Genomic DNA, 23,618 nt, shown 5'->3' on the forward strand with positions numbered 1-23,618 from the left:
CCGCCGGTGATCCCGGTGTAGGGCGGCCGCCAGGCGGAGTTGGCAATTTCAATCAATCGGACGGGAGAGTGAGTTATGGAAGTATTGCTACAGCAGATCATCAACGGTCTGGTGCTGGGCAGCATGTATGCCCTGATCGCCCTGGGCTACACGATGGTGTACGGCATCATCAACCTGATCAATTTCGCGCATGGCGAGGTACTGATGGTGGGCGCGCTCACCAGCTGGACCATCATCGGCCTGATGCAGAGCGCCATGCCGGGCACGCCGGGCTGGCTGATTTTGCTGATATCGCTGCTGATCGCCTTCGTCGTTTGCGGCGCCCTCAATTTCGCGATCGAAAAAATCGCCTACCGGCCGCTGCGAAACTCCCCCAAGCTGGCGCCGCTGATCACCGCCATCGGCATGTCGCTGCTGCTGCAGACGCTGGCCATGATCATCTGGAAGCCCAACTACAAGCCCTATCCCACCCTGCTGCCGAGCGAGCCCTTCCAGGTCGGCGGCGCCGTCATCACGGTGACCCAGCTCTTCATCCTGGGCGCCACCGCCGTCTCCCTCTCCGTGCTGATGTGGCTGGTGCATTACACCAAGCTGGGCCGCGCCATGCGGGCCACCGCCGAGAACCCGCGCGTGGCGGCGCTGATGGGTGTCAAGCCCGACACCGTCATTTCGGCCACCTTCATCATCGGCGCCGTCCTGGCGGCGCTGGCCGGCGTGATGTACGCCTCCAACTACGGCACGGTGCAACACACCATGGGCTTCCTGCCCGGCCTCAAAGCCTTCACGGCGGCCGTGTTCGGCGGCATCGGCAACCTGGGCGGTGCGGTGCTGGGCGGCATCCTGCTGGGCCTGATCGAATCGATCGGGGCGGGCTATATCGGGCCGTTGACGGGCGGCGTGCTGGGCAGCCAGTACTCCGACATCTTCGCCTTTATCGTGCTGATTTTTGTCCTCACGCTGCGACCCTCGGGCTTGCTGGGTGAGCGTGTGGCGGACCGGGCGTAAGGCCCGTCCATCCGGTACACAAGGAGAATATTGATGAATTCCACACAATCCAAAAAACTGGTGACCTTCCTGGTCGTCGCGGCGGCACTGCTGGTGCTGCCCCTGATCCTGCAGCAGGGCGGCAACGCCTGGGTGCGCATCGTCGACATGGCGCTGCTGTATGTGCTGCTGGCCCTTGGCCTGAACATCGTCGTCGGCTACGCCGGCCTGCTGGACCTGGGCTATGTCGCCTTCTTCGCCGTCGGCGCCTACCTGTTCGCGCTGCTGGGCTCGCCCCACCTGGCCGAGGCCTTCCCCTGGATCGCAGCACAGTTCCCGAACGGCCTGCATTTGCCGATCTGGGCCATCATCCCGGCCGCCGCGGCGCTCGCCGGCTTTTTCGGTGTGGTGCTCGGCGCCCCGACGCTCAAGCTGCGCGGCGACTACCTGGCCATCGTGACGCTGGGCTTTGGTGAAATCATCCGGGTGTTCCTGAACAACCTGGACCGCCCCATCAACCTGACCAACGGGCCCAAGGGCATCAACCAGATCGACTCGATGAAGTTCTTCGGCTTCGATCTGGGCAAGCCGCATGAGTTCTTCGGCTTCGAGGTCAACTCGGTGTCCATGTACTACTACCTGTTCCTGGTGCTGGTGATCGTCTCGGTCGTCATCTGCCACCGCCTTGAGAACTCCCGTACCGGCCGCGCCTGGATGGCGATCCGCGAAGACGAGGTCGCCGCCAAGGCCATGGGCATCAACACCCGCAACCTGAAGCTGCTGGCTTTCGGCATGGGCGCCACCTTCGGCGGCGTGTCCGGCTCGATGTTTGCTGCTTTCCAGGGCTTTGTTTCTCCCGAATCCTTCAGCCTGATGGAGTCCGTCATGATCGTCGCCATGGTGGTGCTGGGCGGCATCGGCCACTTGCCCGGCGTCATCCTGGGAGCCTTGCTGCTGGCCGCGCTGCCTGAAGTGCTGCGCCACGTCGCCGGCCCGCTGCAGGCCATGACCGATGGCCGCCTGGACTCCGCCATCCTGCGCCAATTGCTGATCGCGCTGGCCATGATCACCATCATGCTGATGCGTCCGCGCGGCCTGTGGCCGTCCGCGGAACACGGCAAGTCGTTGAACAAGCCCGTCGGTCCAGATCCTATTCAGTCAATCAATCCCTAAGGAGAATGGACATGAGCGAAACCATTCTTAAAGTCTCCGGTGTCTCCAAGCGCTTCGGCGGTTTGCAGGCCCTGAGCGATGTCGGCATCCACATCGAACGCGGCCAGGTCTACGGCCTGATCGGCCCCAACGGCGCCGGCAAAACCACCTTTTTCAATGTGCTGACCGGCCTGTACACGCCCGACAGCGGCACCTTCGAGCTCGCCGGCAAGGCCTACAAGCCCACGGCCGTGCATGAAGTGGCCAAGGCCGGCATTGCCCGCACCTTCCAGAACATCCGACTCTTCGCCGACATGACGGCGCTCGAGAACGTGATGGTTGGCCGTCACATCCGCACCAAGTCCGGCCTGATAGGCGCGGTGTTCCGCACGCCGGGCTTCAAGCAAGAAGAGGCCGCCATCGCCAAGCGTTCGCAGGAACTGCTCGACTACGTGGGTATCGGAAAATACGCCGACTTCAAGGCCCGCACCCTGAGCTACGGCGACCAGCGCCGCCTGGAAATCGCCCGGGCCCTGGCCACCGACCCGCAGCTGATTGCGCTCGACGAACCGGCGGCCGGCATGAACGCCACCGAAAAAGTGCAGCTGCGCGAACTGATAGACCGCATCCGCAAGGACAACCGCACCATCCTGCTGATCGAGCATGACGTCAAGCTGGTCATGGGCCTGTGCGACCGCGTCACGGTGCTCGACTACGGCAAGCAGATCGCCGAAGGCGCACCCGCCGACGTGCAAAAAGACGAAAAAGTGATCACCGCCTATCTGGGCACAGGTCATTGAAGGAAAGCAAGAACATGGCAGCAAACACACTCCTCAAAGTGACCGGCCTGAAGGTCGCCTACGGCGGCATCCAGGCGGTCAAAGGCGTGGACTTCGAAGTCCACGACGGCGAACTGGTCACGCTGATCGGCTCCAACGGCGCCGGCAAGACCACCACCATGAAGGCCATCACCGGCACCCTGCCGATGCTGGACGGCGACATCGAATACCTCGGCAAGAGCATCAAGGGCCGCGGCGCCTGGGACCTGGTCAAGGAAGGCCTGGCCATGGTGCCGGAAGGCCGCGGCGTGTTCACCCGCATGACCATCACCGAGAACCTGCAGATGGGCGCCTATATCCGCAGCGACAAGGCCGGCATCGTCGAAGACATTGAAAAGATGTTCGTGCTGTTCCCGCGCCTGCGTGAGCGCAAGGACCAGCTGGCCGGCACCATGTCCGGCGGCGAACAGCAGATGCTGGCCATGGGCCGCGCGCTGATGAGCCGTCCCAAGGTGCTGCTGCTCGACGAGCCCTCCATGGGCCTGTCGCCCATCATGGTCGACAAGATCTTTGAGGTCGTGAAAGACGTTTCCTCGCGTGGTGTGACGGTGTTGCTGGTCGAGCAGAACGCCAGCCGCGCGCTGGGCATCGCCAACCGCGGTTATGTCATGGAGTCGGGCAACGTCACCATGAACGGCGACGCCAAACAGCTGCTCAGCGACCCGCGCGTGCGCGCCGCCTACCTCGGCGAGTAAGCCAGGGGCCGTCCCGCGCGCCGGACGGCGCCGCGGGATGCGCATCCGGGGGTAACACCGGTGAACCGGCCCAGGGCCATAAATGCCTTGCCGCGTCAAATCTTTGCGCATAAAGTTCGAAGGGTGCGCGGCGTGCGCATCCTGACCGAACCCTGGGAAGCCGAAAAATGAGTACAAACCTTGTCCGCGGCGCCACCGTGATCCTGGCCTTCCTGGCCTCGTCCCTGTTCACGAGCGCCTCCGCCCAGTCGCTGCGCTGCAAAGGCGATCTCGCGCAGATCGGCAATTCCAAGGGCACCATCCTGCAAAAATGCGGCGAGCCCGTCATGAAAGACAGCTTCTGCAAACCCGTGCAGGAAACGACGGCCGGCGCGCCCGTCACCACGCCGACGGTGCCCGCCACTTCCGGCACCAGCACCAACGTCACGGTCAACACCTGCCAGCAGGTCGAAGAATGGACTTACAACCCCGGCTACGGGCAGTTCATGACCATGTTGCTGTTTGAAGGCGGTTCTCTCAAAAGCATCCGCTACGGCGACCGCGTAACCCGCTGAGCAAATAAAAAGAAAAAAGGCCGGCCCCTTGTGGGAGCCGGCCTTTTTTTATGGGCGCCGGACCGCTCCAGCCGTGGTTCAGTCCACCTTGGCGCCGGAGGCTTTCACTACTTTTTCATACTTGGCGAGTTCGCTCTTCATGAAGGCGCCGAACTGTTCGGGCGTGCTGCCCACGGGCTCGGCCATCAGCGTGGCGAAGCGGGTTTTGGCTTCGGGGGAGTTCAGCGCGGCGACAAAGGCATGGTTGAGTTTGGCCACCACGTCTTTCGGCGTGCCCGCGGGCGCCACCAGGCCCCACCAGGTGTCGATCTCGAAGCCTTTGAGCGTCTCGGCGACCGCCGGCACGTCGGGCAGCATGGCGCTGCGCTGGGCCGTCGTGACCGCCAGGGCCTTGAGCTTGCCGGCCTTGATGTTGGCCGAGGCGGTGGCGAGGTTGTCGAAGTTGTAGTCGACCTGGCCGCTGAGCAGCGCCAGCTGCGCCGGGTTGCCGCCGTTGTAGGGAATGTGCAGCGCGAAGATGCCGGCGCGTGCCTTGAACATCTCGCCGGCCAGGTGGCCCGCGCTGCCGTTGCCGCCGCTGGCGTAGTTGAGCTTGGCCGGGTTGGCCTTGGCGTACTTGATCAGGTCGGCCAGCGTGTTGATATTCAGGCGCCGCGCGGTGTCGGCGTTCATCACCAGCACATTGGGCACACGCACCATCTGCGTGATGGGCGCGAAATCGGTGGACGCGTTGTAAGGCATCTTGCTGTAAAGCCAGGGGTTGATGGCATGCGTGGCCACCGCCGAAATGCCGACCGTGAGCCCGTCGGGCTGGGCCTTGGCGATCGCGTCGACGCCGATGTTGCCGCCGCCGCCCGGCTTGTTTTCAATGATCACGGTGCCCAGCGAGTCTTTCACGCGCTCGGCCATCAGGCGGGCCGTCGCATCGATGGGGCCGCCGGCCGCATACGGCACGATGATGCGCATGACTTTGGCCTGGGCCAGCACCGGGGTGGGCGACAGGGCCGCGCCGGCCATGAAAAATACCGCCAGGCTTTTGCCCAGCAGGGAGGGAAGGGTGAGAGGACGAATGTTCATGCCCTATTGTTGCAAAAAATTGTTGCGCCTTGCCGCGGGATTCTGCTGTTCCTACATCCCCGCGCGCATAAAAAAGCCCCGGCTGATGCATCAGCCGGGGCGTTTCTTGTTCTTCTTCTTTATTCTTCTTGTTTGTCGGGGCATGTGCCCGCCTGATTCCAAGTTCAGGTTTCAGGTCTCCGCGGGCACGGTGGCCTGGGCTTTTTCTTTTTCGGTCACAAAAGAGTCGGCGTAAAACTCGTCTTCCGGCAGGCCGGCCGCAATGTAGGCGGCCTGGGCCGAATCCACCACGATGGGCGCGCCGCAAGCATACACCTGGTGGCCCGACAGGTCGGAAAAATCCTCCAGCACCGCCTTGTGGACAAAGCCGGTGCGGCCGGTCCAGTTGTCCTCGGGCAGGGCATTCGAAATAACCGGTATGTAGCGCAGATTCGGCATTTCCGCCGCCTTGGCCTTGACCCATTCGTCCATGTACAGGTCGACCGGCCGGCGGCCGCCCCAGTAGAGCACAGCCGGGCGCGTGCTGCCTTTGAACTGCAGGTGCTCGATCAGCGCCTTGATGGGCGCAAAACCGGTGCCCGAGGCCAGCAGCACCATGGGCTTGTCGCTGTCTTCGCGCAGGTAGAAGCTGCCGAAGGGGCCCTCGATGCGCAGGATTTCCTTTTCCTTCATCGGGCCGAACACGTGCTCGGTGAATTTGCCGCCCGGCATGTGGCGGATGTGCAGTTCCACGCCCGGGTTTTCAGCCTGGGTGTGCGGCGCGTTGCCCATGGAATAAGCGCGGCGGTCGCCGTCGCGCAGCAAAAATTCCACGTACTGGCCGGCGTGGTACTTGAAGACGTCGCTGGCCGGCAGCTGCAGGCGCACCACCATCACGTCGTGCGAGGCCTTGGCCATGCTGTTGATGCGCACCGGCATCTTCTTGACCGGGAAGGCGCTTTCGTCCGTGACGTGGCGTGACTCGAGGACGAGATCGCTCGTCGCCCTGGCGCTGCAGGTCAGGATGAAGCCGTTCGCTTCTTCCTCGGGTGACAGTGCCTTGACCTGGTGCGCGCCATGGAGGACGCTGCCTTCCAGCTTTTTGGACTTGCAGGAGCCGCAGGCGCCGTCCTTGCAGCCATAGGGCAGGCCTATGCCCTGGCGTATGGCGGCTGCCAGCAGGGGTTCATCCACCTCGGCCACGAATGTCCTGCCGCTGGGCTGCACGGTCACGTTAAAGCTCATATTCGGTATCCTTGCGGTATCTGTTCTCGACTCGGCCGGTTTTCCCGGCAACCCCCCAATTTTGCCCTCAAACCTGAATCCCCTAGGCGCTCTGCCTTTCCGTTTCCGCCGCGAGCGGATTCTGGTCGTCGGTTGCGGCGACGTGGGCTTGCGCGCCGCCCGGCAGCTGCCGCGCAACGCCAGGCTCATGGCGCTCACGTCTTCGCCGGCGCGTGTGCCCGAATTGCGGGCCCGTCGCATCACGCCGCTGCAGGGCAACCTGGACGACGGCGCCTCGCTGCGTCGCCTGGCCGGCCTGGCCACCCGGGTGCTGCACCTGGCGCCGCCCCCCAATGAAAACCCCGACGGGCGCGGCGACCCGCGCACCTTGGCCCTGCTGCGCGCCCTGCGGCTGCGCAGCCTGCCGCGCTCCCTGGTCTACGCCTCCACCAGCGGCGTCTATGGCGACTGCGGCGGCGAATGGGTGCGCGAAACCCGGCCTTTGAGTCCCCACACGCCGCGCGCCCAGCGCCGCGTGCATGCCGAGGCGCATGTGCGGCTGTTCGGCCGCGCCACCGGCACCCGCGTGCACCTGCTGCGCATCCCCGGCATTTACGCGCCTGACCGCGAAGGCGGCACGCCGCGCGGCCGGCTGCTCAAGGGCACGCCGGTACTGCGCGCGGAAGACGACGTCTACACCAACCACATCCACGCCGACGATCTGGCCGGCGCCTGCCTTGCGGCGCTGTGGCGCGGCAAGCCGCAACGGGTGAGCCATGCCAGCGACGACACCGAACTCAAGATGGGCGATTACTTCGACCTGGCGGCCGATCTTTACGGCCTGCCGCGGCCGCCGCGCCTGGCACGCGGCAGCGCCCACGAGCAACTGCCCCCGGTGCTGCTGAGCTTCATGAGCGAATCGCGCCGGCTCGACAACACCCGGTTGAAGCGGGAATTGCGGCTTCGCCTGCGTTACCCGACGGTGGAAATCGGCCTGCGCGATCACTGAAAAAAGCCGGACAGGCGCGCGCGAGGCCCCTCGCCGCTAAATTCGTCGCCCTGATTGTCTGTTTTTTACAACGCCTATTTCTTCGAATACTGTTACAAAAGAAGTAACTATTTGCAACTTCGAACCTCTACCTGGAGCACGTTTCTACTAGCCGCTAAAAGAACTTTTTTTGACCTGACCTGCTGCGATTCCTTTCTGCATACCATCAGCCCGAGAGGCCCCCTCCAGCAACCGGCTGGCAAAAAGGGTCTTGCGGAGTGTGAAAAATGCACAAAAAAAGTTCGAGGGACAGCCTGCGCCAGGCTGAAGGGTTTGTAACAAGCATTGACAAGCCGCCGCATGTTTTGGCCCGGCGAATCGTCGATGGATTGAGTTGGATCGCCGGTGGCGTGGGAGGCGGATGGGCCGCGCGCAAACCGGTCACCGCCGTGTTGCTGCTCGGCGCGGCAACGGCCCAGGCCGGCCCGGTGGACGGCCAGGTCACCGCGGGGGCGGCCAGCATTTCCCGGAACGGCGCGGCCACCACCATCACCCAGTCCAGCCAGAACGCTTCCCTGAACTGGAAGAGCTTCAACGTCGGCGCGCAGGAAAGCGTCAACTTCGTGCAGCCCTCGGCCAGCGCGATCGCGGTCAACCGCATTCTCGACACCCATGGCAGCCAGATCCTGGGCCAGCTCAATGCCAACGGGCAGGTCTACCTGATCAACCCCAACGGCGTGCTGTTCGGCGCCGGCGCCCAGGTCAATGTGGGCGGGCTGGTGGCGTCCACGCTGGACATCAAGGATGCGGACCTGAACAGCAGCCAGCGCAGCTTCAGCGGCGCCGGCGCAGGCAGCGTCGTCAACCTGGGAACGATCCATGCCGCCCCGGGTGGCTATGTCGCCTTGATCGGCAACAGCGTCAGCAACCAGGGCAGCATCAGCGCCCCGTCGGGCAGCGTGGCGCTGGGGGCGGGCAGCGCCGCCACCTTGACCATGCAGGACAACCAGTTGCTCAAGGTCGTGGTGGACCAGAGCGTCCTCAACAGCCTGGCCGCCAACGGCGGGCTCATCGTGGCCGACGGCGGGCAGGTGCTCTTGAGCGCCGGCGCCCGGGACTCCCTGCTGGCCAGCGTGGTCAACAACAGCGGAGTGATCCAGGCGCGCACGGTCGAAAACCGCAACGGCACCATCATCCTGCTCGGCGGCATGGCCGCCGGCACCGCCAATGTCGCCGGCACGCTGGACGCCTCGGCGCCGAATGGCGGCAACGGCGGTTTCGTGGAAACCTCGGGCGCGCAGGTGAACATTGCCGACGGCGCGCGGATTTCCACGGCGGCCCCCGCCGGCAACAGCGGCACCTGGCTGATCGACCCGGTCGACTTCAATATCGCAGCCTCGGGTGGGAACATCACGGGCGCGACCCTGAGTGCCAACCTGGGTGCGGGCAACGTCGTCATCCAGAGCAGCAGCGGGAACACGGGCACGGCAGGCGACGTCAACGTCAACGATGCGGTGAGCTGGAGCGCCAACCAGCTGACGCTCAACGCGCAGAACAACATCAACATCAACGCCAACCTCAATGCCTCGGGCACGGGCAAGCTGGCACTGGAATATGGCCAGGGCACGACAAGCGGCGCCGGCAGCTCTTACAACGTCAACAACGGCGCCAAGGTCAACCTGCCGGCAGGCAACAACTTCAGCACCAAACGAGGCAGCACCGGCGCCACCCTCGCATACACCGTCATCACCGACCTGGGCGCGGCAGGCAGCACCACCACCACCGATCTGCAGGGCATCAGCGGCAACCTCGGCGGGCGTTATGTGCTGGGGGCCGACATCGATGCCGCGCCCACCAGCGCCTGGAACGGCGGCGCGGGATTCGCACCGATCGGAACCGGCAACAGCGGCTGCACCCCCAACTGTTTTTACGGCACTTTTGACGGCCTGGGCCACACCATCACCGGCCTCAGCATAGACCGGACGACGCGGTTCACCGGCCTGTTCGGCTCCACATCTTCGGCCAGCATCATCCGCAATGTGGGACTGGTGGGCGGTTCGGTCAGGAGCTCCAATAGCGATACCGGTCCGCTGGCGGGATGGAACGACGGCATTATCAGCAACAGCTACGCCAGCACTGCCGTGACCGGAGGAGCCGATACCGGCGGGTTGGTGGGGGGAACCGGCGGCAGCTCAAAAATTGACCACAGCTACGCGACAGGCGTGGTGAGTGGCTCGGTGTTTACCGGCGGGCTGGCGGGGTACAACCAGGGGGACATCACCAACAGTTATGCCGCCGGCAGCGTATCCGGCGGCCAGTATTCCGGTGGACTCGTTGGCTACATGCTCCATACCGGCGCCATCAGCAGCAGCTATTCAAGCGCCACCGTCAATGGTTCCGGCGACACCAACGGCGGCCTGGTGGGGTTGTGGAGCGGCAGCGGCGGCAGCATCAGCAACAGCTATGCCACTGGAGCCGTCACCGGCACCACCAAGACGGGGGGCTTGGTGGGGGATATGAGCAATAGCGGTGGTGTCCTGAGCAACAGTTATGCCGCCGGGCAGGTGACCGGTACGGCCGGCAGTGTGGGCGGGTTGGTGGGGAGCCAGACGGCCGGAACGATCAGCGGCAGCTTCTGGGATAGCACCACGACCGGCCAGGCCACCAGCGCGGGCGGCGGCACCGGCATGACCACGGCCCAGATGCAGCAACAGGCCAACTTCAACTCAGCCACAGCCGCCAACGGCAACGTCAACCCGAACTGGGATCTCACCAACGTCTGGCGGCTTTATGAAGGGAACAGCCGTCCCCTGCTCAAATCACTGATGAAGGCCACCACGGTCACCGTTGGCAATGCCAGCAAGACCTACGACAAGCTGTCCTGGAATGGGGGAACCGGCATCAGTTGCTCCAACGTGGCCTGCGGCAGCTTGTCGGGGAGCATCAGTTTCGGCGGAACCGCCCAGGGAGCGGTCAATGCCGGCAGCTACACGGTGACGGGTTCCGGCCTGTATTCGAACCAGCAAGGCTATGACATCACCATTGTCAACGGCACGCTGACAGTGAATCCCGCCAGCCTGACGGTTACCGGCGTGAGTGCGGGCAACAAGGTGTATGACGCCACCACCACCGCCACCCTCAACGGCACGGCCAGCGTCACGGCCATCGCCGGCGACACGGTGAGCGTGGCCGGCAGCGGCAGCGGGGCTTTCGCCGACAAGAACGTGGGCAACGGCAAGGCCGTGACCGTCACCGGCTACACGCTGAGCGGCGCCGATGCCGGCAACTATGTCATCGTGCAGCCCACGGGCTTGGCCGCGAACATCACGCCGGCCAGCCTTGTCGTTGGCGGTGTGACGATCCAGAACAAGGTGTACAACGCCAGCGACGCCGCCACCATCAACGGCACGGCCAGCGTTGCAGCTTTCGCCGGTGACACGGTGAACGTGGCCGGCACGGGCATCGGCCGGTTTGCAGACAAGAACGTGGGCAACGGCAAGGTGGTTACCGTGACCGGCTACACGCTGGGCGGCGCCGATGCCGGCAACTACACCGTGGTGCAACCCACAGGTTTTACGGCCAACATCACGCCGGCCAGCCTGGCTGTGACCGGCGTGGGCGCAAACAACAAGGTGTATGACACCACCACCACGGCAACGCTCAATGGCACGGCCAGTGTTGCTGCCCTGGGGGGTGATGCGGTGACTGTGGCTGGCACCGGCAGCGGCAGCTTCGCCAACAAAAACGTAGGCAGCGGCAAGACCGTGACAGTCACCGGCTACACACTGGTCGGCGCTGACGCCAGCAACTACACCGTGGTGCAACCCACGGCGGTGACGGCCAACATCACACCGGCCAGCCTTGCGGTGACGGGAGTGGGGGCAAACAACAAGGTCTATGACACCACCACCACCGCCACGCTTAATGGCACGGCCAGCGTGACGGCTTTGGCCGGCGATGCGGTGACGGTTGGCGGGACCGGCAGCGGCAATTTCAATAACAAAAACGTAGGCAACGGCAAGGCCGTGACCGTCACCGGCTACACGCTAAGCGGTGCCGATGCCGGTAACTACACCGTGGTTCAACCCACGGCGGTGACGGCAAACATCACCCCCGCCAGCCTCACGGTCACGGGTGTGAGCGCCAACAACAAGGTGTATGACGCCACCACCACCGCCACCCTCGGCGGCACGGCGGCCGTGGTGGCCCTGGCTGGCGATACCGTGACGGTGGGCGGTACCGGCAGCGGTAATTTCAACAACAAAAACGTTGGCAATGGAAAAGCCGTGACCGTCACCGGCTACACGCTGAGCGGCGCCGATGCCGGAAATTACACCGTGGTGCAACCAACGGCGGTGACCGCCAACATCACACCTGCCAGCCTGGCTGTCACCGGTGTGGGGGCCAACAACAAGGTCTACGACACCACCACCGCGGCGACGCTCAATGGCACGGCCGGTGTTGCGGCTTTGGGTGGCGATGCGGTGACTGTGGCTGGCACGGGCAGCGGCACTTTCGCCGACAAAAACGTGGGCAACGGCAAGACCGTGACCGTCACCGGCTACACGCTAAGCGGTGCCGATGCCGGTAACTACACCGTGGTGCAACCTGCAGCGGTGACGGCCAACATCACGCCGGCCAGCCTGGCTGTTACCGGCGTAGGCGCGAACAACAAGGTCTACGACACCACCACTACGGCCACGCTCAACGGAACAGCAGCCGTTACGGCCCTGGCTGGCGATACCGTGACCTTGGGCGGCACCGGCAGCGGCAGCTTCGCCAACAAAAACGTGGGCAACGGCAAGACAGTGACCGTCACCGGCTATACCCTGAGTGGTGCCGATGCCGGCAACTACACCGTGGTGCAACCCGCGGCAGTGACCGCAAACATCACCCCCGCCAGCCTGACGGTCACGGGTGTGGGCGCCAACAACAAGGTGTATGACACCACCACTACCGCCACGCTCAATGGGACGGCCGGCGTTGCCGCCCTGGGCGGCGACGTGGTGACGGTTGGCGGCGGCAGCGGCACCTTCGCCGACAAGAATGTGGGCAACGGCAAGGCCGTGACAGTCACCGGCTACACCTTGGGCGGCGCCGATGCCGGCAATTACACCGTGGTGCAGCCCACGGGCCTGACGGCCAACATCACGCCGGCCAGCTTGACTGTCAGCGGTGTGAGCGCAAACAACAAGGTCTATGACACCACGGCCACCGCCACGCTGAGCGGAACAGCGGCGGTCACGGCACTGGGTGGCGATACCGTCACTGTAGGTGGCACCGGCAGCGGCAATTTCGCGAACAAGAACGTGGGCAATGGCAAAGCCGTGACCGTCACCGGCTACACACTGAGCGGTGCCGATGCCGGCAACTATGTCATTGCGCAGCCCACCGGCGTCACGGCCAACATCACGCCTGCCAGCCTGGCTGTCACCGGTGTGGGCGCCAACAACAAGGTGTACGACACCACGACCGCGGCGACGCTGAACGGTACGGCCGGTGTCACGGCCCTGGGCGGCGATGTGGTGAGCGTGGCAGGTGTCGGCAGCGGCAGCTTCGCCGACAAGAACGCAGGCAACGGCAAGGCCGTGACCGTCACCGGCTACACGCTGGGCGGCGCCGATGCCGGCAACTACGTCATCGCGCAGCCCAGCGGCGTCACGGCCAACATCACCCAGGCCACTCTGGCCGTGACCGGCGTGAGCGCCCGGGACAAGGTCTTTGACGGCACGACCGCTGCCACCCTGGGCGGCACCGCCGCCGTGGCGGCCCTGGGCGGCGACGTGGTCAGTGTCGGCGGCGGCAGCGGCAGCGGTGCTTTTGCCGACGCGAATGTGGGCAACGGCAAGGCCGTGACCGTGACCGGCTTTACCCTGGGCGGTGTCGATGCCGGCAATTACGCGGTGGTGCAGCCCACCGGGCTGACGGCCGCCATCACGCCCTTGCCCATCGCGCCTGTGCCTCCTGTACCCGCCTCAGTGCCGGCAGCGGCGTCCGCGCTGGGATCGGCCGAGGACAGTATTCGTTCTGCCATGCAACAGGCCCTGGATACGGAGCGCTCCACATCCAAATCCAGCGCCAACGCCAACTCGACCGAGGCCTCGTCCATCCTGCGCGTCACCCACAGCGCAAGCACCGATGCATCGTCGGGTGGAGAAGCGCTGGAGCTTTCCGGCCGGTCCGACGAAGTGGTGAAAGAAGTACCCCTTGCCACAGGAAGAAAAGACCCGAGCCTGCACATCGTTGACGGCGGCGTGCAGCTGCGAAGCGGTGTGCTCGCCGCAAAAAAATAAAACCGCTCGCCCCACGGAAGTGTTCCCATGAAATGCCTCGCATCCCGAAAGCACGCGGCACTGCTGCTGGCCGCCGCGCCCTTTTTGACGGCCCGGGCGGCTGATCCGCTGCCGGTTGATATCGGCACCATCCTGCAGCAGGTCCAGCCGTCCCAGCCCTTCGCGCCGCCGCGCGGGGAAGGGCAAGGGCCGACCTTCAACAACCAGGAAAATGCCCCGGCGCCCCCCGTGCGTCCCGCGGTGTCGGTAGACGTCAAATCGATCCAGATCCTCGGCAACACCCTGGTCGAGACGGACACCCTGCACGGACTGGTGGCCGATGCGGAAGGCAAAACACTCACGCTGGACCAGCTCGATGAAATGGCGACGCGCATCAGCAGGTACTACCGCGGCCGGGGCCAAAGCTTCGCGCGGGCCGTGGTGCCCGCGCAGGTGATCCAGTCGGGCGTGGTGCGCTTTCTGGTGATAGAGGCGCGTTACGGCAAGGTCGGCATCGACAACCACACCCGCGTGAACGACCTGCTGCTGCAGGCGACGGCGGCACCGCTGCAAGGCGGGAAGCCGGTCGAGCAGGCCTTGCTCGACAAGTCCTTGTTGCTGATGTCGGACATCCCCGGCGTGATGGTGCAGGCGACCTTGAGGCCCGGCGAAGGGCTGGGAAGCTCCGACCTGGTCATCCAGGCCACGCCCGGCCCGGCGGCCTCCGGAAACCTGATGCTGGACGGCTACGGCAACAGCTACACCGGAAGGGCCCGGCTCGGCGGCACGGTGTATTTCAACAACCCCCTGCGGCGTGGCGATGTCCTGGGCGTGAGCGGCTTGAGTTCCGGTACCGGGCTGAACTATGGGCGCGTGAGCTACGAATCCCTGTTGAACGGGCAGGGCACGCGCGGCGGCGCCGCCTATTCCATGCTGAACTACAAGATCGGCGGCTCCCTGCAGGAGCTGGGCGCGCATGGTTCCGCCGAAACCGAAAGCCTGTGGGGCAGGCATCCGCTGGTGCGAAGCCAGGCGGTCAATGTCTACGGCCAGGTCCAGTACGACAACCTGCAGTTGCGTGAGCGCATCGACATGGCGGGCATGAAGACGGACCGGCATCTGGGCAGCTGGGTTTCAAGCCTGAGCGGGGATTGGCGCGACACGCTGATTTCCGGCGGCATCAACACCTGGAGCCTGGCATGGACCCGCGGCCGCGTGGGCTTTGATGTCGCGCAGGCCCAGCTGGCGGACGCGGCCAGCGCCAGAACGGAAGGCTGGTTCTCAAAGACCAACCTGAATTTCACCCGGCTTCAGCGCTGGGGAGACAAGGGCACGCTGCATTTTTCATGGGCCGGCCAATGGGCGGGCGGCAACCTCGATTCCTCGCAAAAAATGTCCGTGGGCGGGCCTTACTCCGTGCGCGCCTACGACGTGAGCGCGCTGTCGGGCGATGCCGGCTACCGCGCAAGCGTGGAACTGCGCTACGACCTGGGGCCGGTCGGCGGCGGGAAACTCCAGGCGCTGGCATTCTGGGACGGCGCCTACCTGAAGGTCAACCAGCGTCCCTGGGCGGCCGGCGCCAACAGCGCGAGCTTCAGCGGCGCCGGGGTCGGGCTTGACTGGACCGGGTTCAGCCAGTGGCGGGCCCGGGCTTACCTAGCCTCGCCGCTGGGGCCTGCGCCCGAGCTGGTCAGGGCGACAGACAGCACACGCATGTGGACAGAAGTCGCTTACAGGTTCTGATGTTCTTTGTCCTTATGAGCGCCGCTGCTTTTTGCTTAGGCTTGCTGGTCGGTTTTGCTCCGGCCTTTGTGCTCCTGTTCTCTCTGCTAAGGGTGGTTGGCCGGGATCGCCCGGCATGCGACTCACTTTTTTTGCTTCGCCAAAAAAAGTAAGCAAAAAAAGGCGACCCTGGTTGCTGCGTCCCTCCGCTTCGCTACGGGCAACCTGCGGTGCTCGGTCCAGGCGGGGTCTCGCTAAACTCGCTACGCTGCGCTTCGCTCAGACAACGCGATCCCTGATCCGCCTGAACCTGCGCTCCTCGGCGCATCCACAAGGGTGGGGACAGGAATATCAATACCGAATACCTGAAGAAACAAGGACTCGCCGTGGCGAGTCCTTGTTTGTATTGGTTTGTTCTTTGTATTTCTGTCTTCTGTTCCCGCTTCCGATCCCGATTGCCCCGTCCTGGCTGGGCCGAGGAGCGCAGACGTAGGCGGATCAGGGATCGCGCTTGTTTGAGCCGCAGGCGAGTTTGCGCGAGACCCCGCCGTAGTCGAGCACCGCAGGTTGCCCGTAGCGAAGCGCAGGGACCCAGACTGCGGGTCGCCTTTTCTTTGGTGACTTTCTTTTGGCGAAGCAAAAGAAAGTTACTTGCTGCCGGGCAATCCCCGGCCAGCCGCCCTCAGCAAGAGAACCGAGGAGATAAGAGGCCAGAAGAGTGCGCCCGCCGGCGCAAGACCCGGCCACCAATCCCTGTCAATTCAATGAATAAAGCCCTGTTTCGCGTCTTGTTCGGGCACAAGCGCCCGAACTTTTCTTGATACCGTGCATGAGCTTGGCCTCTCCCGCGCCTTCAGACGGAAGCGGCTTGCAGGAGACAACACCATGCAACTGGACAATTTGAAGGTCAGCACGCGGCTGGGCGCGGGTTTTGGCCTGGTATTGCTGCTGACCGGCGGCCTGCTCGCCGTGGGCCTGGGCCAGCTGGCCGGCGCCGGCGCTTTCAGCCGCGATGTGAGCGGCGACGCCTGGTTCCGCGCCGGTGCCGTGGCGGCATTGGCCGCTTCATCACAGGCCACTGCGCGCGCCACCCTGGAGCTGTCCCTCTCGGGCGATCCGGCGCAGGCGGCCGCTGCGCGGCGGCAGCTGGCGGTCGGCGACAAGAACATGGCGGACGCACTTGCGGTGCTGGAGACCGGCGCCCCGCCGGCCGAAGAAAAAACCTTGCTCGCCGGCGTGCGCAGTGCGCAGGCCGCCCATGCGCAGGCGCTGGCCAAAACGGCCAGGCAATTCGAAGCGGGTGACCGCGACGGCGCCTCCCGCGCCTGGACGGGCGAGGCCGGGCCCGCACTGGAGCGGCTGCAGCAGGAACTGGCCGCGCTGGCCCAGCTGCAGGCGCGGCAGGCCAGGGCCGGCGGCGAAGCTGTCGCAAGCGGCATCGCGTCGGCGCAGCGCTGGATGCTGGGCCTGGCGCTGGCCGCGCTGCTGGTGGGCGTGGTCGTGGCCTGGCGGCTGGGCCGCGGCATCGCGCAGCCGCTCAATGAAGCCATCTACATCGCCGAAACCGTGGCCGCCGGCGACTTGAGCCAGGAGTTCGCCACCGAACGCGGTGGCGATTTCGGCCGCCTGCTGGGCGCGCTCGGCGATATGGAAGACACGCTGACCGACCTGGTCAGCCGCATCAAGGCCTCGACGGATTCCATCACCCTGGCCTCCGGCGACATCGCCGCCGGCAATGCCGACCTGTCGCGGCGCACCGAGGAGCAGGCCGCTTCGCTGGAAGAAACCGTCTCCAGCATGGAAGAGCTGACCTCCACCGTCAGGCTCAACGCCGAGCATGCGCGTTCGGCCAGCGGGCTGGCGGCCACCGCCTCCGGCACCGCGGAACAAGGCGGCGCGGTGGTGGCCCAGGTGGTCGACACCATGGCGGCCATCAGCGGCAGTTCCAAAAAGATCGTCGACATCATCGCCGTCATCGAAGGCATCGCCTTCCAGACCAACATCCTGGCGCTCAATGCAGCCGTCGAAGCCGCGCGCGCCGGCGAGCAGGGCCGCGGTTTTGCCGTGGTGGCCAGCGAAGTGCGCGGCCTCGCCCAGCGCAGCGCCGAAGCCGCGCGCGAAATCAAGGCGCTGATCGCCGACTCCGTGGCGCATGTCGAGAACGGCTCCGAGCTGGTCGGCCAGGCCGGCCGCACCATGCAGGACATCGTGCAGGCCGTCAAGCGCGTGAGCGGCCTGCTCGAGCAGATATCCGCCGCTTCGGTCGAGCAAAGCAACGGCATAGCGCATGTGAACCAGGCCATGGTGCTGATGGACAAGGCGACCCAGCAAAACGCCGCGCTGGTCGAGCAGGCCTCCACGGCCGCGGCTTCGCTAGCCGAGCAGACGCTGCAGCTGCAGGCCGCAGTCGATGAGTTCAAGCTCGACGCGGAGCCCGAAGCCGCGCCATCCGCCACGCTTCATTTCCAGGCGATAGGCAAGGACCTGCACCGCACGGCGCCCGTCCCCGCGTAGTTCGTTCAGATACCCGGCGGTTTTTTCAGCGTCAGCATGCGGTCCTGGCCGCGCAGCACGATGGTCTTGATCTCGGCGCCCTGCAGCACCGTGAGGCGGATTTCCGCGTCCGGCGCGGTGTGGTCCCAGAGCTTTTTGTAAAAGGCCTCCAGCGTCGCGACCTTCGCATCGTCCACCGCCAGCACCACGTCACCCGCCGACAACCCGGCCAGGTCCGCCGGGCTTTCCTTGCTCACGCGCAGGATCTGGATGCGCCCGCCCTGGTCGTTGGAGGTGATGCCCAGCCAGGGCCTGCGGCTCTTGGCGCTGTAACCCGCGCGCTGCAGCTCCGTGAGGATGGGGCGCAGCAAATCCACCGGCACAAACATATTGCCCGGCAGCCGGCGGTTTTCGCCCGTCGCGTCCGACACGAACAGCGAGCCTATGCCCATCAGTTCGCCGCGCTGGTTGAAGAGCGGCGCCCCGCTGTGGTTGCCGCCGCTCGCCAGTACCGGCGGGCTGGTGAACAGTGCCGATTCAATGTGGTATTCCCAGCTGCCCGAGAACGCGCGCCGGCTGACCAGCCGCGTCATGCTCACGTCGCCGTCCTCGTCCGGCTGCGGGCCGGTCACGGCCATCAGCGGCTCGCCCGGCTGCAGGTCCCGGCTGCTGCCCAGCACCGCCACCGCCACATTGCGCAGCGGCAGCAGCGGGCGCACCAGCCCGAAGCCGGTGGCCAGGTCGTAGGCCACGGCGCGCGCCGGGAGCGTCCTGTTGTCCTGGGTGACGATCTCGATCTGCTCGGCCTCCAGCATCAGGTAGCCGATGGTCAGGATCAAGCCGTCCTGGCTGATCAGCACACCCGAACCGGCACGCCGCAAGCCCAGCGTCTCGGCCGAGCGCGCATCTTCCGTCGCCATGACCTTGACGCCGACCACCGACGTCGTGGCCCGGTTCAGCGCGTCCATCATGGCCTGTGCAGGCGGCGGCGGTGGTGTAGCCGCGTGGGCCGCGCCCAGCAGCAAAGTGCTTGAGAGGAGGAGACAGAGCCAATGACGCAAATGCAGGCTGCACATGACGGACTCCAGACGCGGCGAGGGGCAGGGCACAGAAAGAAAATGGGCCGGCCGCGTTGGAAGAATGCGCTTTATTAAATGGTGTTGCAAGCAGCAGGGTCAAAGCCGACCGGACGAGTACGGCGAGATATGGGAGAGACCTGTATTCAATCAGGCAATAAAGCTTTGCCAGTTTGCTCGGTCATTGAAACGTGGATGTTGATGCGCAGGATGGGTTTCCATGGCTGATCACTTGGCGCAATCGCGAAGCATTCAAGAGGGATTGGTGAACGCCATTTCGCGGCACGCCAAGCGGTGTAGCGTGATGTTCTCCATGGCTAAAGAAGAGCCATGGTGCCCGGGGCCGGAATCGAACCGGCACGCCTTTCGGCGGGGGATTTTGAGTCCCCTGCGTCTACCAATTTCACCACCCGGGCTGGAATGAGCGAAGCCTCAAATTATGGCACAGTGTGGTCATGAACTATCCCACCCTTGAAGACGCGATTGGCAAAACGCCTCTGGTCGCGTTGCAACGCATCCACGCCGCTGAGAACGCCGCACGGGGCAATGTGATCCTCGGCAAGCTTGAAGGCAACAACCCGGCCGGCTCGGTCAAGGACAGGCCGGCGCTCTCGATGATCAAGCGCGCCGAGGAGCGCGGTGACATCAAACCCGGCGACACCTTGATCGAAGCCACTTCGGGCAATACGGGTATTGCCCTGGCCATGGCGGCGGCGATCAAGGGCTACAAGATGGTTTTGATCATGCCGGAGGACCTGAGCATCGAGCGGGCTCAGACCATGAAGGCCTTTGGTGCTGAACTGATCCTGACGCCCAAAAGCGCGGGCATCGAATACTCGCGCGACCTGGCCGACCAGATGCAGAAAGAGGGCAAGGGCCGGGTGCTGGACCAGTTCGCGAATGCCGACAATCCGCGCATCCATTACGAGACGACGGGGCCCGAAATATGGACAGATACGTCAGGCAAAGTGACACATTTTGTCAGTGCCATGGGTACAACCGGCACGATTACCGGGGTTTCGCGCTACCTCAAAGAGAAAAACCCGGCCATCAAGGTGATTGGCGCCCAGCCGAGCGAGGGTTCGCGCATCCCCGGAATCCGCAAATGGCCGCAGGAATACCTGCCCAAGATCTATGACCCGCGCCAGGTCGACGAGCTGGTGCTGGTGAGCCAGGCCGACGCCGAGGACATGTGCCGGCGCATGGCGCGCGAGGAAGGCATCTTCGCCGGAATCTCGGCTGCGGGCGCCCTGTGGGTGGCACAGGAGATCGCCAAGACCGTGCAAAACGCGGTCATCGTGTTTGTAGTCTGCGACCGGGGCGACCGTTACCTGTCGACCGGCGTGTTTCCGGCTTGATGGCTGTCTGCACCCGTCCGATGAGCGTTCGAAGCTGTTAAAGCCTGGCGGCAGGCGCGCTTTCTTTCTTTTCCCTTCTTTTTTATTCCGATCTCCACCATGACCCATGAATTCCGGTTTTGCCCGAACTGCGCGACGCCGCTGGCCATGGTGTCGCAGATGGAGGACGGCGGCGAAAAGGCGCGGCTGCGCTGCCCGGCCTGCGGTTTCACCCACTGGAACAACCCGACGCCGGTGCTGGCCGCGGTGATTGAATACCACGGCCAGGTGCTGCTGGCGCGCAACGCGGCCTGGCCGGGCAAGATGTATGCGCTGATCACGGGTTTTATGGAGGCGGGCGAAACGCCGCAAGGCGGCATAGAGCGGGAAATCAAGGAAGAAACCAATCTGGAAACTTCCTCGCTGGACCTGATAGGCGTCTACGACTTCCAGCGCATGAACCAGATCATCATCGCCTACCACGCGGTCTGCACGGGGGAGGTCAGCCTGTCGCCCGAGCTGGTGGATTACCGGCTCTATGATCTGGACAAGCTCAAATGCTGGCCCGCGGGCACCGGCTATGCGCTGGCCGACTGGTTGCGCACGCGGGGCCATGAGCCGGAGTTTGTGGAGTGGGCCAAGCGCACTGAGTAGAGCGAATAGAGCCACTCAAAAACCCTCCTGGCGTTGTTGCAGCCGCCTTGCCGTGCTGGTGCACTGTCTGCGGCGTCGCGCCTAGCCAGGACCGCTTCGCTGGGTTTTGTGAGAAGCTCCAAAGAGGCGGGCAGGCCGCGGCCTCGGGTAAAGCCCGTTAAAGGGCCTTTACGCTTTGCTTAAAATAGCGGCAACCCAAGGATTTTCATGAACATCGACAAAGAACTCGACACCCGCGGCCTTAACTGCCCGCTGCCCATCCTGAAAGCCAAAAAGGCGCTGACGGAAATGCTGAGCGGCCAGTTGCTGCGTGTGGTGTCTACCGATTCGGGCTCGACCCGCGACTTCCAGGCTTTTGCCAAGCAGACGGGCAATGAGCTTGTCGAGCAGCAGGTCGCCGGCAGCGACTTTATCCACGTGCTCAAACGGCGCTAAGCCGCTTGACCACCAAGCCGCCAGGCGTCAAGCCTGCTTGCGGCGTTCCCGGCCCGACCAGCCGATCTGCAGGTTGTCGAGGTAATTGCGGAAGTGCACGCCCACCTCGGGGTGCTGCAGCGCCAGCTCGACGGTGGCTTCCAGAAAACCTTCCTTGCTGCCGCAGTCATAGCGTTTGCCCTCGTACTGAAAGGCATAAACGGTCTCTTTGTCCAGCAGGCTTGAAATGCCGTCGGTGAGCTGCAGCTCACCGCCCACGCCGGCCTTCTGGCTGCGGATGTGCTCAAAAATGGCCGGCGTCAGGATGTATCGGCCGGCAACGCCCATGCGTGACGGAGCCACTTCGGGCGCGGGCTTTTCGACGATTTTTTTCACTTTCATCAGGCCTTTGCTGGCCGCACCATCGGTGGCGACGATGCCGTAGCGGCGGGTCTGGTCCTGCGGCACTTCCTGCACCGCCAGGATGGACTGCTGCACTTCCTTGAACTGCTCGGCCATCTGGCCCAGCACGGATTTCCCGCCCTGGGGGCCGACCATCAGGTCGTCGGCCAGCAGCACGGCAAAAGCCTCCTGGCCGACCAGGTGTTCGGCGCAGAGCACCGCATGGCCCAGGCCCAGGGAGCGGGGCTGGCGCACATACGAAAAATTCATGTCATCGGGCTGGACGGAGCGCACCAGCTCCAGAAGCTTGTGCTTTTGGGCTACCTCGAGCTCGTTCTCAAGCTCGTAAGCAGTATCAAAGTGGTCTTCTATGGCCCGTTTATTGCGTCCTGTCACAAAAATCATGTGACGGATGCCTGCCGCGTAAGCCTCTTCGACCGCGTACTGGATCAAGGGCTTGTCGACAACGGGGAGCATTTCCTTGGGCTGGGCCTTGGTGGCCGGTAGAAACCGGGTGCCGAGACCGGCCACCGGGAACACTGCTTTGTGTAATGTAAATTTTTGCATCGACTTTGATCGGGGAAAAGACTAGAGTGTTGCGTTGTTGATACATCGATTCAGGTCGGACAAACGCTCGACTTGACGTGGTCAAACCGCGCAAATTGCGGTCTGCAGGAAAAAGGACTCACTGGGTGGACATCTTACTTCTTGACGCGCTGGTGCCCGAGGCCATGGCCTGGCTCGAGACCCGCCACAGCGTGGGCTACCACCCTGAGCTCGCCGACGACCTGACTTCGCTGCGCAAGATCGCCTACAAGACCAAGGGCATCGTGTTTCCGCGGCAGACCGTGGTGACGCGTGAATTCCTCGACTTCCTGCCCAAGATCAAGGCCGTGGGCCGCCTGCACGTGGGCACGGACAACACCGACCTCGAAGCCTGCAAGGAGCGCGACATCAAGGTCGTGCACGCCAGCAGCGCCAACGTTCGCTCCAATGCCGAATATTTGCTCAGCAGCCTGCTGCTGCTGTACCGCCGCGGCCTGGTTTCGGCCCTGATGGGGCGCCGCCACCCGACGACGCAGATGGGGCGCGAGCTGCACGGCAGCACCGTGGGCATCCTGGGCCTGGCGCCGACGGCGCACACGCTGGCCGGCATGCTGAGCGGGCTGGGCGTGCGCCTCATAGGCTACGACCCGGCGGTGCACCATACCGCGCCGATCTGGGAGCGCCTGCGCATACAGCCGGTGTCCCTGCCCGAGCTGGTCAGCCAGGCCGACGCGGTCTCGGTGCAGATGCTCTACGCCACGCGTTTCCGCGGCTTTGTGAATGAAAAACTGCTGGCCGCCTGCCGGCGCAACCAGCTGTGGGTGGGCATCAGCCGCAGCGAACTGTTTGACGAAGCCGCGCTGGCCGCGGCGCTGTGCGACGGCCGCATCGAGGCCTGCATCCTGGACGGCGCCGAAGCCAGCTTCCTGGGCGACACCTCGCCGCTCAAGGGCCTGAAGAACCTGTTCGTCACGCCTCGCCTGGGCTCGCACACGCGCGAGGCGCGCCTGCGCTCGAGCTGGTATGTGGCGCACCGCATGCACGAAGCCATAGGCACAACAACGCACAGCGGCATGGACCAGTTGCCCAGCTCGCCCATGGACCTGGAGTTGCCGGGCGGGGTCTCTCCGTCGCAATGGTCCGAGCCGGAGTTCATGATCCGTTGAACACGCGGCCGCCATAAAAAAAGCCCCGTTGACCGGGGCTTTTT

17 protein-coding genes and 1 tRNA gene are annotated in these 23,618 nt (G+C 64.5%); 13 read left to right on the forward strand and 5 right to left on the reverse strand.

Going from position 1 to position 23,618, the window contains the following annotated elements; all coding sequences use genetic code 11:
* Positions 1–75 precede the first annotated feature (75 nt).
* From ACSQ27_RS00205 to ACSQ27_RS00225, 5 genes are all read left to right on the forward strand, one after another.
* The gene (locus ACSQ27_RS00205; RefSeq protein WP_436153472.1) at positions 76–1,005 is read left to right on the forward strand and encodes a branched-chain amino acid ABC transporter permease; all 930 of its coding nucleotides are present in this window, start codon (positions 76–78) and stop codon (positions 1,003–1,005) included.
* 33 nt (positions 1,006–1,038) lie between these two features.
* Positions 1,039–2,157, forward strand: coding sequence for an ABC transporter permease subunit (locus ACSQ27_RS00210; protein ID WP_436153473.1), 1,119 nt, complete (start codon positions 1,039–1,041; stop codon positions 2,155–2,157).
* Between the two features lie 11 nt (positions 2,158–2,168).
* The gene (locus tag ACSQ27_RS00215) at positions 2,169–2,936 is read left to right on the forward strand and encodes an ABC transporter ATP-binding protein (protein WP_436153474.1); all 768 of its coding nucleotides are present in this window, start codon (positions 2,169–2,171) and stop codon (positions 2,934–2,936) included.
* 14 nt (positions 2,937–2,950) lie between these two features.
* Positions 2,951–3,670, forward strand: coding sequence for an ABC transporter ATP-binding protein (locus ACSQ27_RS00220; protein WP_436153475.1), 720 nt, complete (start codon positions 2,951–2,953; stop codon positions 3,668–3,670).
* Positions 3,671–3,837: 167 nt separating this feature from the next.
* Positions 3,838–4,224, forward strand: coding sequence for a DUF2845 domain-containing protein (locus ACSQ27_RS00225; RefSeq protein ID WP_436153476.1), 387 nt, complete (start codon positions 3,838–3,840; stop codon positions 4,222–4,224).
* Positions 4,225–4,302: 78 nt separating this feature from the next.
* Here ACSQ27_RS00225 and ACSQ27_RS00230 read toward each other — a convergent pair whose 3' ends face one another.
* Both ACSQ27_RS00230 and ACSQ27_RS00235 read right to left on the reverse strand, forming a co-directional pair.
* Entirely contained in the window at positions 4,303–5,241 is a 939-nt protein-coding gene (locus ACSQ27_RS00230) for a Bug family tripartite tricarboxylate transporter substrate binding protein (RefSeq protein WP_436155371.1), read from the reverse strand.
* Between the two features lie 231 nt (positions 5,242–5,472).
* The gene (locus tag ACSQ27_RS00235) at positions 5,473–6,525 is read right to left on the reverse strand and encodes a CDP-6-deoxy-delta-3,4-glucoseen reductase (RefSeq protein ID WP_436153477.1); all 1,053 of its coding nucleotides are present in this window, start codon (positions 6,523–6,525) and stop codon (positions 5,473–5,475) included.
* 61 nt (positions 6,526–6,586) lie between these two features.
* Here ACSQ27_RS00235 and ACSQ27_RS00240 point away from each other — a divergent pair, with 61 nt between their 5' ends.
* The 4 genes from ACSQ27_RS00240 (at position 6,587) to ACSQ27_RS00255 (ending at position 18,000) form a co-directional block, all read left to right on the forward strand.
* Positions 6,587–7,513, forward strand: coding sequence for an NAD-dependent epimerase/dehydratase family protein (locus tag ACSQ27_RS00240; RefSeq protein ID WP_436153478.1), 927 nt, complete (start codon positions 6,587–6,589; stop codon positions 7,511–7,513).
* A gap of 344 nt (positions 7,514–7,857) precedes the next feature.
* Positions 7,858–13,785 carry a YDG domain-containing protein gene (locus ACSQ27_RS00245; RefSeq protein WP_436153479.1) on the forward strand — a complete coding sequence of 1,976 codons (5,928 nt, stop codon included), beginning with the start codon at positions 7,858–7,860 and terminating at the stop codon, positions 13,783–13,785.
* 27 nt (positions 13,786–13,812) lie between these two features.
* Complete coding sequence (locus ACSQ27_RS00250; protein ID WP_436153480.1) at positions 13,813–15,507, forward strand: ShlB/FhaC/HecB family hemolysin secretion/activation protein; 1,695 nt, start codon at positions 13,813–13,815, stop codon at positions 15,505–15,507.
* 864 nt (positions 15,508–16,371) lie between these two features.
* Positions 16,372–18,000: a methyl-accepting chemotaxis protein gene (locus ACSQ27_RS00255; protein ID WP_436153481.1), complete on the forward strand. Its 1,629-nt coding sequence runs from the start codon at positions 16,372–16,374 to the stop codon at positions 17,998–18,000.
* 5 nt (positions 18,001–18,005) lie between these two features.
* On the opposite strand, the gene ACSQ27_RS00260 is transcribed toward ACSQ27_RS00255, so the two are convergent.
* Together ACSQ27_RS00260 and ACSQ27_RS00265 are read right to left on the reverse strand one after the other, a co-directional pair.
* The gene (locus ACSQ27_RS00260) at positions 18,006–18,950 is read right to left on the reverse strand and encodes a S1C family serine protease (RefSeq protein WP_436153482.1); all 945 of its coding nucleotides are present in this window, start codon (positions 18,948–18,950) and stop codon (positions 18,006–18,008) included.
* Between the two features lie 436 nt (positions 18,951–19,386).
* A tRNA-Leu gene (locus tag ACSQ27_RS00265) sits at positions 19,387–19,471 on the reverse strand.
* Between the two features lie 39 nt (positions 19,472–19,510).
* Here ACSQ27_RS00265 and cysM point away from each other — a divergent pair.
* The 3 genes from cysM to ACSQ27_RS00280 all read left to right on the forward strand — a co-directional run bounded on the left by cysM (position 19,511) and on the right by ACSQ27_RS00280 (position 21,481).
* Positions 19,511–20,413, forward strand: coding sequence for a cysteine synthase CysM (cysM, locus tag ACSQ27_RS00270; protein ID WP_436153483.1), 903 nt, complete (start codon positions 19,511–19,513; stop codon positions 20,411–20,413).
* 99 nt (positions 20,414–20,512) lie between these two features.
* Complete coding sequence (locus ACSQ27_RS00275; RefSeq protein ID WP_436153484.1) at positions 20,513–21,046, forward strand: NUDIX hydrolase; 534 nt, start codon at positions 20,513–20,515, stop codon at positions 21,044–21,046.
* Positions 21,047–21,253: 207 nt separating this feature from the next.
* Positions 21,254–21,481, forward strand: coding sequence for a sulfurtransferase TusA family protein (locus tag ACSQ27_RS00280; RefSeq protein ID WP_092130867.1), 228 nt, complete (start codon positions 21,254–21,256; stop codon positions 21,479–21,481).
* Between the two features lie 27 nt (positions 21,482–21,508).
* Here ACSQ27_RS00280 and galU read toward each other — a convergent pair whose 3' ends face one another.
* Entirely contained in the window at positions 21,509–22,429 is a 921-nt protein-coding gene (galU, locus tag ACSQ27_RS00285; RefSeq protein ID WP_436153485.1) for a UTP--glucose-1-phosphate uridylyltransferase GalU, read from the reverse strand.
* A gap of 125 nt (positions 22,430–22,554) precedes the next feature.
* Here galU and ACSQ27_RS00290 point away from each other — a divergent pair, with 125 nt between their 5' ends.
* Positions 22,555–23,574 (forward strand): NAD(P)-dependent oxidoreductase, encoded by a 1,020-nt coding sequence (locus tag ACSQ27_RS00290; protein ID WP_436153486.1) that lies wholly within the window; start codon positions 22,555–22,557, stop codon positions 23,572–23,574.
* Positions 23,575–23,618: the final 44 nt, after the last annotated feature.

This window comes from Polaromonas sp. LjRoot131 (genome assembly GCF_964252805.1).
GTDB lineage: Bacteria > Pseudomonadota > Gammaproteobacteria > Burkholderiales > Burkholderiaceae_C > Polaromonas.

Bases quoted from the DNA above. Each gene is read 5' to 3' on its own strand.
- ACSQ27_RS00205 (WP_436153472.1), top strand. From the start codon at position 76: ATGGAAGTATTGCTACAGCAGATCATCAACGGTCTGGTGCTGGGCAGC.
- ACSQ27_RS00210 (WP_436153473.1), top strand. From the start codon at position 1,039: ATGAATTCCACACAATCCAAAAAACTGGTGACCTTCCTGGTCGTCGCG.
- ACSQ27_RS00215 (WP_436153474.1), top strand. From the start codon at position 2,169: ATGAGCGAAACCATTCTTAAAGTCTCCGGTGTCTCCAAGCGCTTCGGC.
- ACSQ27_RS00220 (WP_436153475.1), top strand. From the start codon at position 2,951: ATGGCAGCAAACACACTCCTCAAAGTGACCGGCCTGAAGGTCGCCTAC.
- ACSQ27_RS00225 (WP_436153476.1), top strand. From the start codon at position 3,838: ATGAGTACAAACCTTGTCCGCGGCGCCACCGTGATCCTGGCCTTCCTG.
- ACSQ27_RS00230 (WP_436155371.1), bottom strand. From the start codon at position 5,241: ATGGCCGGCGCGGCCCTGTCGCCCACCCCGGTGCTGGCCCAGGCCAAA.
- ACSQ27_RS00235 (WP_436153477.1), bottom strand. From the start codon at position 6,525: ATGAGCTTTAACGTGACCGTGCAGCCCAGCGGCAGGACATTCGTGGCC.
- ACSQ27_RS00250 (WP_436153480.1), top strand. From the start codon at position 13,813: ATGAAATGCCTCGCATCCCGAAAGCACGCGGCACTGCTGCTGGCCGCC.
- ACSQ27_RS00255 (WP_436153481.1), top strand. From the start codon at position 16,372: ATGCAACTGGACAATTTGAAGGTCAGCACGCGGCTGGGCGCGGGTTTT.
- ACSQ27_RS00260 (WP_436153482.1), bottom strand. From the start codon at position 18,950: ATGATGGACGCGCTGAACCGGGCCACGACGTCGGTGGTCGGCGTCAAG.
- cysM (WP_436153483.1), top strand. From the start codon at position 19,511: ATGAACTATCCCACCCTTGAAGACGCGATTGGCAAAACGCCTCTGGTC.
- ACSQ27_RS00275 (WP_436153484.1), top strand. From the start codon at position 20,513: ATGACCCATGAATTCCGGTTTTGCCCGAACTGCGCGACGCCGCTGGCC.
- ACSQ27_RS00280 (WP_092130867.1), top strand. From the start codon at position 21,254: ATGAACATCGACAAAGAACTCGACACCCGCGGCCTTAACTGCCCGCTG.
- galU (WP_436153485.1), bottom strand. From the start codon at position 22,429: ATGCAAAAATTTACATTACACAAAGCAGTGTTCCCGGTGGCCGGTCTC.